At 49.6% G+C, this 11180-nt stretch carries 10 protein-coding genes; 6 read left to right on the forward strand and 4 right to left on the reverse strand.

Annotation, left to right across the window (positions count from 1 at the left end; genetic code table 11):
* Positions 1–91 precede the first annotated feature (91 nt).
* On the forward strand, positions 92–1528 hold the full coding sequence (locus HMPREF3090_RS03095) for an N-acetylmuramoyl-L-alanine amidase family protein (RefSeq protein ID WP_070485897.1): 1437 nt from the start codon (positions 92–94) through the stop codon (positions 1526–1528).
* Positions 1529–1553: 25 nt separating this feature from the next.
* Here the strand turns inward: HMPREF3090_RS03095 and HMPREF3090_RS03100 are convergent, their stop codons facing one another.
* The 3 genes from HMPREF3090_RS03100 to HMPREF3090_RS03110 all read right to left on the reverse strand — a co-directional run bounded on the left by HMPREF3090_RS03100 (position 1554) and on the right by HMPREF3090_RS03110 (position 4590).
* Positions 1554–2012: a hypothetical protein gene (locus HMPREF3090_RS03100; protein WP_067976321.1), complete on the reverse strand. Its 459-nt coding sequence runs from the start codon at positions 2010–2012 to the stop codon at positions 1554–1556.
* Positions 2009–2776 carry a pseudouridine synthase gene (locus HMPREF3090_RS03105; protein WP_067976323.1) on the reverse strand — a complete coding sequence of 256 codons (768 nt, stop codon included), beginning with the start codon at positions 2774–2776 and terminating at the stop codon, positions 2009–2011. Before HMPREF3090_RS03105 ends, HMPREF3090_RS03100 begins: the two co-directional genes overlap by 4 nt.
* A gap of 131 nt (positions 2777–2907) precedes the next feature.
* Positions 2908–4590: a formate--tetrahydrofolate ligase gene (locus HMPREF3090_RS03110; protein WP_067976325.1), complete on the reverse strand. Its 1683-nt coding sequence runs from the start codon at positions 4588–4590 to the stop codon at positions 2908–2910.
* Positions 4591–4865: 275 nt separating this feature from the next.
* On the opposite strand from HMPREF3090_RS03110, the gene HMPREF3090_RS03115 reads away from it, so the two are divergent.
* Genes HMPREF3090_RS03115 through HMPREF3090_RS03125 form a run of 3 tightly spaced genes read left to right on the forward strand, consistent with a single transcriptional unit; the run spans position 4866 to position 7454 of the window.
* Complete coding sequence (locus HMPREF3090_RS03115) at positions 4866–5843, forward strand: aromatic acid exporter family protein (RefSeq protein ID WP_070485899.1); 978 nt, start codon at positions 4866–4868, stop codon at positions 5841–5843.
* A 15-nt stretch (positions 5844–5858) separates the two neighbouring features.
* Positions 5859–6410 carry a cysteine hydrolase family protein gene (locus HMPREF3090_RS03120; RefSeq protein WP_067976329.1) on the forward strand — a complete coding sequence of 184 codons (552 nt, stop codon included), beginning with the start codon at positions 5859–5861 and terminating at the stop codon, positions 6408–6410.
* A 39-nt stretch (positions 6411–6449) separates the two neighbouring features.
* Positions 6450–7454: a biotin--[acetyl-CoA-carboxylase] ligase gene (locus tag HMPREF3090_RS03125; protein WP_067976332.1), complete on the forward strand. Its 1005-nt coding sequence runs from the start codon at positions 6450–6452 to the stop codon at positions 7452–7454.
* Between the two features lie 436 nt (positions 7455–7890).
* Here the strand turns inward: HMPREF3090_RS03125 and HMPREF3090_RS03130 are convergent, their stop codons facing one another.
* Positions 7891–8718, reverse strand: a complete 828-nt coding sequence (locus tag HMPREF3090_RS03130) for an ADP-ribosylglycohydrolase family protein (RefSeq protein ID WP_067976334.1) — start codon at positions 8716–8718, stop codon at positions 7891–7893.
* 75 nt (positions 8719–8793) lie between these two features.
* Between HMPREF3090_RS03130 and HMPREF3090_RS03135 the strand changes: the two genes are divergently transcribed.
* Both HMPREF3090_RS03135 and HMPREF3090_RS03140 read left to right on the forward strand, forming a co-directional pair.
* Positions 8794–9942 (forward strand): M20 family metallopeptidase, encoded by a 1149-nt coding sequence (locus tag HMPREF3090_RS03135; protein ID WP_070485901.1) that lies wholly within the window; start codon positions 8794–8796, stop codon positions 9940–9942.
* Between the two features lie 117 nt (positions 9943–10059).
* Positions 10060–11019, forward strand: a complete 960-nt coding sequence (locus HMPREF3090_RS03140) for a 2-keto-3-deoxygluconate permease (protein WP_067976339.1) — start codon at positions 10060–10062, stop codon at positions 11017–11019.
* The last annotated feature ends 161 nt before the right edge of the window (positions 11020–11180 follow it).

The raw sequence follows: 11180 nt of genomic DNA on the forward strand, positions 1-11180 counted from the left end.
TCAGCCCCTATCTTTTTTATCTTTTGAATTGCGCTCTTTTTAATTAAAGGGTAAACTTATAGAAAGAAGTCATTCAGAAAGGGGGTTGAATATGAACTGGAAAGACCACTGGGAAGCCAGGCGGGGGCATTATTTTATCTACAGCTTAGTGGTCGTCCTGGTCTTGTTGGGGGCTTTTTTAACGATTTTTCATCTAAGCCAAAACCAGCAGAAGAAGACCCAGGCTGACCTGATCAACCTCCGCCAAGGGCCCGGTATTACCTATGACATCAAGGAACAGGTCAAGAAGGGAACGGGCTACCAAGTGATGCGGGAGGCCAATGACTGGCTCTATGTCCGCCTAGCCAATGGACAGACGGGTTGGCTGCCTAGCTGGCTTATGCCCCAGGGCCAAGATGACAAGGACCGGGGCTTTATCGCAACCGTGATCAACGACCAGGTCCCTATCCTCTCTAAGGCCAAAGATGGCGACAAGGTCGGCGAAGCTAAGCAAGGTGATAAGTTTACCATCCTTTACCAAGACAAGGGGTGGATCCAAGTCCAATTCCAAAATGAAACCGCCTGGATCGACCAGAGCGCCATTGACATCACGCCCGGGACCATTGCTAACGAGTACATTGCCAGCCTATCTGAAGACGAACAGGCAGCCGTCGATAACTTACTCAAAGATTATCCGGCTAAAGTCGTCGCTACCGCAGCTGGCGTCAATATCCGGGAGGCACCGACCAATGAGTCTGATGTCATCTACAAGGGCAAGATGAACGAAGGCTTCGCCTATCTGGGCCAAGAGGACGTCTACTATAAGGTCAAGACCAAAGACGGCCAGGAAGGTTACCTGGCCAACTGGCTGGCCAAGTCCGATGCCACGGAAATGGCCAAGAAAGCTCAAGAAGCAGAAACCACGACCAGCCTCAGTCAAAAAACTATCGTGCTCGACCCAGGCCACGGGGGTAAGGACCCGGGCGCTATTTCCGATGATGAAAAAGTCTATGAAAAAGACGTTGCCCTAGCCTCGGCCCAGATCCTCAAGGAAAAACTGGAAGCGGCCGGTGCCAAGGTCATCATGACCCGGGAGGACGACCAATTCATCGAACTGGCTGACCGGGGTCGACTCTACAATGAAGTCAACGGCGCCCTCTTCCTCAGCCTCCACTACGATTCGGCAGCTGAAGCGACCGTCAGCGGTAATACCATTTACTATTACGATGAAGCCTCGATTCCAGTAGCCCAAGAGCTCCAAAGTCAGCTCATCGAACAGATGAATGTGCCCAATAATGGGATCGAATTCGGGAACTTCCAGGTCATCCGGGACTCCCACCCACCTGCCCTTCTCTTAGAGCTCGGTTACATGTCCAACCCTAATGATGTGCAGAAATTTAGCCAAAAAGACTACCACGAGCGGGTCGCCCAAGCCGTCTACAACGGCCTGGTCTGCTACTTCCAAGAAGATGGCAATAGCCAGGGCCAGAGCGTCCCAACCTCTAGCGATCAAAAGCAAGCAAATGAAAACGCCTCAGCAGCTCCATAAAAAGCTGCTAAGGCGTTTTTTTATTTTAAGCTTTAGGAGGACGTTGGTCCAGGTTGCGGATCAAGCGGCCCCGTTCGTCATAGACATGGTCGCGGGCTTTTTGGCTGCTGGCCATGCTCAAGATCAGGCGGTCGCGGTAGGGTTCAGCTAATTCGTCAAAGAGAAATTCCTCATCGTGGAGGTTGTATTTCTTGCGGTTGGCTTCATTTTCACCTTCAGAACGGAGTTTGTACTGGCGGCTAGGAAGTTCTTGGTCGCTTTCTTCCTTTTCCACCCGGTAGACATAGTTGTCGTCATCGTAGGTGATCTCTAAGGCGCCGGTATTGGTGCGCTCGTAGTTAACATTGTCGTACTTGTCCTTCTGCAGCTCCCACCAGGCCTTGATACCCTCGATAGCTTCTTCTTCGCTCTTGTAAGAACCGTGTTGTTTACGGACGCCGTGGCGTTTGTTTTCCCAGTAAACCGTGTAAATTGTTTGTGTCATTTCTGGTCTTCCTTTCTTTGCGAGGCCGTGGCCTCAGTTTCATCTAAGTGGAGTAAAGCGAGGAGGCTGGCCTTGTCCACTTCCTGGTAGTCTCCCCGGTCCAGATTAGGGTCTAAGCGCAAGCCGCCCATGCGGAGTCGCTTGAGATAGGTCACTTCCTTACCGACCGCTTGGAACATCCGCTTGACCTGGTGGAACTTCCCTTCGTGGAGGATGAGACGAATCTGGCTCCTCCCAGAATCCAGGTCGACCTGGTCAATAAAGAGTTCCGCGGGCAGGCAAGTTTCTCCTTGGTCGATGGCCAAACCGGAAGCAAAAGCCTCCTGGTCGTCAGCAGTCACGATACCTGCAATTTCCGCATAGTATTCCTTGTCCACCTTCTTGCGTGGGGACAGGAGGTCATGGCTGAGCTGGCCATCATTCGTGATCAAAAGCAGGCCTTCCGTGTCCTTATCCAAGCGCCCCACAGGAAAGGGATCGTAGATTTGGACCAGGTCTTGGGGCAGAAGATCGGTAACAATGGCTGTCTGCCCGTCCTTAGTCGTGGACAAATAACCGCCTGGCTTGTGCAAGATAAAATAAATGAAGGGTTGGTAGCGGACGCTCTCCCCATCCAAGCTGACCTGGTCCCGGTCTGGATCCAAATGTTGGTCAACTTTTTTAAGCGTCTGACCGTTCACTTGGACGCGCCCTTTTTTGATGGCTTGCTTGGCCTCCTTGCGGCTCAAGAGCGTGTAATTAGCAATTAATTTATCTAAGCGCATAGCTGGCCTCCTCCACTTTTTTGATCTTATTCTATTTTAACATAAGTCTAAATAAAAAGCCTGGCCTAGCCCAGTAAAAAAGGAGACAGGACAAAAACTGTCTCCCTATTTTTTATCAAATGAGTAAAGGATTAGAAGAGCCCTTCAATAGTACCGTCTTCTTTAATATCCATCTTCATAGCAGCTGGTTCTTTTGGTAAACCTGGCATAGTCATCACGTCCCCAGTCAGGGCAACAATAAAGCCGGCCCCAATCTTAGGTACAAATTCGCGGATATGGATATCGAAGTCTGTTGGACGGGCCACCTTACTTGGGTCATCACTCAGCGAATACTGGGTCTTAGCCATACAGATTGGTAAATGCCCCCAACCATTCTTCTCGAAATCAGCAATTTGTTTTTCAGCCTTGGATTCATAAACGACGCCGCGTCCCCCATAAACCTTAGTTACAATGGCATCGAGTTTTTCTTTAATGCTGGTATTTTCAGCATCGTATAGAGGCTTGAATTCTGGTTGACCGGATTGGTCGATCAGTTCAACGACTTCCTTGGCTAGGTCAACGCCACCTTCGCCACCATTTTCCCAGACAGATGCTTTGACGAATGGCACATTGAGTTGGTCACAAGCTTCTTGAACTGCTGCGATTTCTGCGTCGGTATCGGCAACGAATTCATTTAAAGCCACAACAACTGGAACATTGTAGCCTTGCATGGTTTCGATGTGTTTTTCTAAGTTAACCACACCGGCTTTTACAGCTTCCACGTCTTCACCGGCATCCTTCAATTCTTTCTTCGGAATGCCCCCGTGCATCTTCATCGAACGGATGGTGGTTACAATAACCACAGCATCAGGTGTCTTACCGAGGTTAGGCGTTACAATGTCCATGAATTTTTCCCCACCTAGGTCGGCACCGAAACCAGCCTCTGTTACCGCATAGTCAGCTAACTTCAAGGCTGCCTTGGTCGCGATAATGGAGTTACAACCATGGGCGATATTAGCAAATGGTCCCCCGTGAACTAAGGCCGGCGTATGTTCTAGGGTTTGCACCAAGTTAGGTTCGATCGCGTCTTTCATAATTAAGGTCATGGCACCCGCACACCCTAATTGTTCAACCGTTACAGGTTCCTTGTCCCGGGTTTCTCCAATAACGATCCGGTTGAAGCGGTCTCTCAGGTCACTTAAGTCAGTAGCTAAGCAGAGGGCTGCCATCACTTCGGAAGCCACCGTGATATCAAAACCATCCTCGCGTGGGTAACCGTTCCCTGGGCCACCTAGCCCCACGACCACATGGCGTAAGTTCCGGTCATTCATGTCAACGACACGCTTCCAAGTAATCCGGCGGTTGTCAATGTTTAATTTATTGCCTTGGTGGATGTGGTTATCAATCACAGCTGATAGTAGGTTGTTGGCAGTTGTAATGGCATGCATGTCGCCGGTAAAGTGCATATTGATATCTTCCATCGGCACAACTTGGGCATAACCCCCACCGGCAGCGCCGCCCTTCAAGCCAAAAGTCGGTCCAAATGAAGGTTCACGAAGAGCCACCATGGATTTCTTCCCAATTTTTTGTAGGGCATCCCCTAGACCAACTGTAATGGTGGTCTTCCCTTCACCAGCTGCCGTTGGATTGATAGCGGTGACAAGGATTAACTTACCATCTTCTCGATCTTGGATTTGATCCAGGGTTCTTTGAGGGATTTTGGCCTTATAGAGTCCGTATTGGTCTAAATCGCTTTCCTTAAAGCCGAGGCCTTCAGCAATTTCAGTGATTCGCTTCGGTTCATTTTGTTGGGCAATTTGAATATCCGTTAACATATAATGACTCCTCCTTTAAAATTAACTATACACATTATATCATTTTTAAGCGCTTTCACAAGTAGATTGCTTCTTTTTGCTGAAAGTCCGAAAACCATCTTAAGAAGCAAGCCAAAAAAAATCGAGAAATTAAAGCCTTTTAGACTTTAAGTGCACTCCTACTTTCTTAACAAAAACAATTATTGTATAATTCCTTTCAACTGGACTCTCAGGCTTTTCTAGGGAGTTTTTGCTATAATAAGTTTATTAGAATTAAAGGAGGACTGATCGAACCGATGACCTTGCATTTAATTAAAGCCCTCAAGTACGGGGTGGCGACCTTCTTTGCCATCTTCCTGGCCCAGTGGCTCCATTTAGACTATGCGGTTTCGGCTGGCATTATCGCCATCCTGACCTTAGCTGACACTAACCAACAGACCGTCCACTACATCGGAAATATTAGTCTGGCCATGGTCTTAAGCTTGACTGTTGCCAGCCTGCTTTTTTATTACCTAGGATTTACCGTTTGGGTCTTTGCCCTCTATCTTTTGATCACTTATCCACTGGCCGCCTGGATGAAGTCGGGGAATGCCATTGCCCCTTGTGCGGTATCGGTCTCCCACTTGCTTTTGGACCAGACCGTAGCTTTTCCCGACTTGATGAACGAGTTTCTACTTCTCATCATCGGGACTGGGATCGCCCTCTTGGTTAACTTTCTCCAGCCTTCCCACCAAAAGGAAATGGCCCAGTTAAAAGAGGCGATTGAAGACCGAATGCGGACGGTGCTCTGCTCCTATGCTGATCAATTGGACCGAGGCACTTTCTTTGAGCAGGATCACTTTGTTTTGGCCCTCCACGAACTCAGCCAGCTCATCCAAGATGGGCAGGGTCTGGCTGCCCGGGAGAATGCCAACCGGATGAACCAGGATACCCTATACTTTAAGCAATATTTTGCCATGCGCCAGGCCCAAAGCAATGTCCTCTACCAGATAGCGGAGAGCTTGCAGCGGCTCGACCAGAAGACCTCCCAGCACCAGGATTTGGCCCAGTTCCTCATCAACGTCTCCGAACAGCTGAACGAGCGCAATCCCGCTTTGGGACTAAGCGCAGAATTGGACCAGCTCATTAAGACTTACCGGGAGAGCGAACTGCCCCAGACCCGCAAAGAATTTGAGCTCCGGGCTACGCTTTTTGCGATCTTGACAGATTGCAAAAAATTCTTAAAATTAAAGAAAAACTTCTACTATGAAAGCAATTTTATCTATTCACATTAAAAGGAGAATCTCACCATGAAAGAAGCCTTGATCAACATTGACTATACCAACGATTTTGTCGCGGATGATGGCAGTCTAACCTGTGGCCAACCCGGACAAGACATCGAAGACACGATCTGCGACTTGACGAAAGACTTTATCCAAAGCCAAGAATTTGTGGTCTTTGCCATCGATAGCCACCAAAAAGATGACCCCTACCATCCCGAGAGCAGGCTCTTCCCTAGCCATAATATCCAAGGCAGCCAGGGACAAGAGCTCTACGGACGCCTGGCTGACATCTACCAAGAGGCCAAGGACCTGGCCCATGTCTACTATATGGAAAAGACCCGCTACTCCGCCTTTGCGGGGACCAATCTCGATATGAAACTGCGGGAGCGCCATATCCAAACCCTCCACTTAGTTGGGGTCTGCACCGATATTTGTATCCTCCATACCGCTGTGGACGCCTATAATCTGGGCTATCAATTAGTGATCCACCCCACAGCCGTAGCAAGCTTCAACCAGGCAGGCCACGATTGGGCCCTAACCCACTTCGAGACCTGCCTAGACGCTAAAATTGTCGACTAGGCATGGCAGTTAAATCATTTACAACAAAGGAGTCTTATTATGAATTCACAGCAAAAAGTCCTCGATCATCTCTTAAAAGCGGATGGTGCTTACCTGTCTGGACAGAAGCTGGCTGAAATATTAGGGGTTTCTCGCAATGCCATCTGGAAGGCTATCCAAGCTCTCAAAGACCAGGGCTATCAAATTTCTTCGACCCCCAACAAGGGCTACCGGCTAGAAAGCCTGAGCGATGATTTGGACCCCCAACAAATCGATTACTTCCTCAAGCAGGCAGTCGGCCCGTTCGACATAGCCTATGAGATCCGCCCCAGCATGAGCTCGACTAACGACTTGATGAAAGAGGCCCTAGCCCATAGCCAGGCGGATTATCTCTTGTACGCCACCCAACAGCAGACCAAGGGCCGAGGACGGCGAGGCAAGGCCTATTATTGCGACCTGGCAGAAGGCCTCTACTTTACCCTGGCCCTCCGCCCCCAAAAGGTGAAACTCCAGGACGTACCTATGTACACCATCCTGGCAGCGACTGCTGTTGTCGAGACCATTGAAAGCTATGTCAACGACCAGTGCGAGATCAAGTGGGTTAACGACATCTTCTACCACAAGCGCAAGGTAACTGGCATCTTGAGCGAAATGATTAGCTCTATTGAAGCGGCCGATACCTCCGCAGTCATGATTGGAATTGGGATCAACCTAGCGGGTTCCTTTGAAAATTCAGACCCCGCTGTCCAAGACGTCGCAGGAACTATTTTTGGTCAAGAAACGCCAGAAAACTTCAATATCAACCAATTTTTAGCACAAATTGTGAGCCGAATCTTGACCTACCATGCCAACTTCGATGACAAGGCCTTCTTCCCCTTATACAAGGACCGGCTCATGGGCGTAGGCAAGGAGGTTTCCTACCAGTACAATGGCGACTGGCAGTCCGGTGTCATCGTCGGCGTCAACCCCGAAGGCCAGCTAATCATTGCCAAAGCCAATGGCAAAAAAGAAATCCTCTATGGCCAGGATATCCATTTCTCTAGCCAGCAATTCCGCGATTTGTAAAGAGGGTGTGAGAGGATGCGGGAGAAAGGGACCTCTGGAGTAAAAGGCCTGAGAAGGCTGAAAGCCTTCGACGGACTTTTGCGAAGAGGAGCCCTTTCTGCATCCTCGAACCCGACTAGGAGGGGGTGAGGGAGCGCGGGTAGAAGTGGACCTCTGGAGCAAAGCAACAGAGAAGACTAAAAGTCTTCGGCGGCGCTTTGTGAAGAGGAGCCACTTCTGCGCGACCGAACCTGACTGCAGGGTGTGAGACTTGGCGGTTAGACTCGGATGTTTGGAGTAAGTCAATCGAACAGCTAGGCCACCAATCGATAACTAAAGATAACTAAAAAGCAGCTGGACCTAATACAGGAGCCAGCTGCTTTTTAATCGCTCTCAGTGGTCAATCGACCTAATAAACGAGTCTTATCCAATTGATCAAGTGCAAATCCCCCCCTAGTTAAGCCTGGTAGTTCTGACAAAAATTTTGCCAGGCTTGGTAAAGGGCGGCTTGGTCGTCGTCAAGATAGGCGAGGGCCTGGTCCGCAATAGCCTGAGGAATGGGATAGAGGTAAGAAGCTAAGGCACCGGCCATGGAAGCGATGGTGTCGCTGTCCCCACCCAGGGAAACGGCTAGGCGCAAGCAGTCTTCGAAATCCTCGCCATCCCTTACGGCCACTAGGGCTTGGGGGATAGAGTCAGCACAATTAGCATGGAAGCTGTAATGCGGACGTAAGTCTTCAATGGTGAAGTTTAAGTCATAAGCCTGGTCAGCCACTTGCTTGAAGATTTCATCCTGACTAGTCCCCCTCTTGGCCTGGTAGATGGCAAGTGATAAGGTGCGAGCCCCCAGGAAGGCTTCCTCACTGTCATGACTAATCCCAGTCACCACTGATCCCCAAGCGAGAACTTCTTCTTCGCTTCTCGCTAGGTCAGCGACGGGACTGATCCGCATGCCTGCCCCATTGCCGATACTCTGATAGGGCTGGGGAGTCCGACTATAGATCCAGCGGAAAAAGTTCTTCCCATAACCCGCCGTCGGATATTTTCGCCCCCAAGCCTGCATAGACCGCACCGTTTCCTCCTCCAGCAAGGCTAAAAAGTCATCATCCTTAGCCAAGCCCCCTGCTTTTTCTGCAGTCTGCATCAAGGCCTGGCCCACCGCTAGGGTCATGATCGAATCATCCGTTAGATGACAGTCTGGGTGGAAAAGTTCAAAGTCCTTTCCTCGGTAATTATTTAATTCAAAACGTGAGCCTACAATATCTCCAATGATTGCACCTAGCATATCTTTCCCCTCTCTAAAACTTTTCAATTTGTAACTTACTAATTTTAAGTGCATAATAAGGTGGAGGTGATCATAATGAATAATGAACAAGCACTCCAATTGCTTCAAGATGTCTTAAAAGTAAACTCAACCAATGGCAATGAAACTGCCGTGGCCGACCTTATAGAACCTATTTTACAGGAGGCTGGCCTAGAAACCAAACGCTATTCCTATAAGAAGGACCGGACCCAGCTTATAGCAACATTAGATAGTGGCGTAGAAGGCCCGACACTTGGCTTAACCGGCCATATGGATGTCGTTCCAATCGGCGATAACCCTTGGGAGCACGAGCCCTTCGCCGCAGAAATTGAAAACGGGGTTATCTATGGACGAGGCGCCTGCGATATGAAGGGTGGCCTAATTGCCCTAGTCGCAGCAGCCCTTCGACTGAAAGCCGAAAATCTACCTAAAAAGGGAAAAATTATTTTAGTCTTTACGGCGGATGAAGAGATGGGCGGCAAGGGCGCCAAGGATTTAGTCGACCAAGACCTCCTCCCCTATGTCGATGCCCTCATCTGTGCCGAACCAACTAATCTCCAAGTGGCGCGGGCCCACAAAGGCGTCTTCTGGCTGTCGCTTGAAACTCAAGGTCGGACTGCCCACGGATCGACCCCTAAAAAAGGTGTCAATGCCGTAGAAAAAATGATCAAGTGGCTGGACCGGATCGCTCAGACCTACCATGCTGACGACCATGAAGACGATCTCCTCGGCAAGTCGACCATGTCCTTCAACCAAATTTCGGGCGGCAGCGTGGTCAATGTGGTCCCAGACCGTGCCCAAGCCCAGGTGGATATCCGCACCGTGCCTGGCCAAGACCACCCCGAACTCTACGCTAGTTTTGAACAAATCATCAAAGACTTAGAAGCTGAAGATCCTGACTTTAAGGGAGAGATGGACCTCTTCACCAACCTCTACCCCTTGCGGACCGACGACCAAGACCCACTCGTCCAAATTGCGCTCGAGACATCTAAAGAGACCCTCGACCAAGCAGCCGGGCTAGCGGCCTTCAGCGGGGGAACCGACTGCGCAGAATTCATTCGCCATCAAGCCGGTATACCAACCATTATTATTGGCCCCGGCCAAAGCTTACATGAACCCGACGAACACATCACCGTCAGTGAATTCTACCAAAGCATCGCCTGGTACCAAGCCATTATCCGCCAATGGTTTGAACAAAAAGATTAACCATGTCAAATGAAAGAGAGTATGGCCTTTTGCCGTACTCTCTTTTATTAGCTTGACTTTAATAAAGGCTTTCTTTAAACTTATAAGCTAGTTAATTTTAAAAGAAAAGAGGTTCTTATGTTAAAGAAAATCAACCAATTACCTGCTGGCATGTTCCTAGTTCCCATGGTCATCAGCATGGTCTTAATTTCTATTTTCCCCAATATGTACGACCGTTTTGGCGGCACCAGTCAGGCTAGCTTCCAGATGGGGACGCCGGTTGTCATTGGCCTTTTGGTCTTTGCGGCAGGAACGAGTCTCGACCTCAAGCAGATTGTTCCTTTGCTGAAGCGCCACCTGCCCATGATCTTATTTAAATTATTTTGGTCAAGCCTCCTGATCTACTTCTACTATCAGGCTTTTGGGACCCAGGGGATCTTCGGTATTTCGCTTTTGAGCTTTGCTTGTGTGATCTATTCTCTCAATCCAGCTGTAGCCCTAGCCATCCATTCCTCATACGGCGACCAGCATTTTGGAGCGGTTTACGGGATTTTTGGTATCCTGGGTATGTCCTTTACCCCGCTTATCCTCCTGAGCCTGCTTACCGCTGATGGAGGAGCTGGCGGCATTGACTGGAACCCCATTATTTCGATCTTTATCCCTCTTCTTGTAGGAATGGCCCTAGGCAACTTGGATCCTGACTTTGCAGACTTCTTTACGCCAATGATCGGCCGCCTCCTGCCCTTCCTCGGTTGGAACTTGGGTGCCGGCATGCGGATCCAAGACGCCCTGGCCTCTGGTGGCTCGGGCCTCTTGATGACAGTCGCCTTCTTTATTTTGATGCTCCCGCTCATCTTCTTTGACCGCTACGTCACCAAGCAGAATGCGGGCATTGATGGAGCAGCAATTTGGAATGTGGCTGGCATGTCTGTCGCCAACCCAGCGCTCATCGGCCTGACCCTACCCGAAACTTTCGGCGATGATGTGGTAGCCGCGACCGCCATCGTGATGATGGTCTGCATCGCCAGCTCCCTCCTCTCCCCTCTCGTCGCCCAAAAGCTCTACCAAAGAAAAGAGCCTGTAACGAAAGTCGGTTAGGCCTGACTTTTGGAGCAAGTTTTAAAAAAATTCATTAATAAAAAAAGACCGGCCATCATTAGGCCAGTCCACTGATCAAAGGCTAGGATTAGATTCCTGGCCTTTTTTGAAGGGGAATTTTTTGGGCTAAGCGCTCTTGCTCACACCCCTCAGTCGGGTTC

Origin of the sequence: Aerococcus sp. HMSC23C02 (assembly GCF_001806805.1) — a bacterium.
GTDB classification, from domain to species: Bacteria; Bacillota; Bacilli; order Lactobacillales; family Aerococcaceae; genus Aerococcus; species Aerococcus sanguinicola.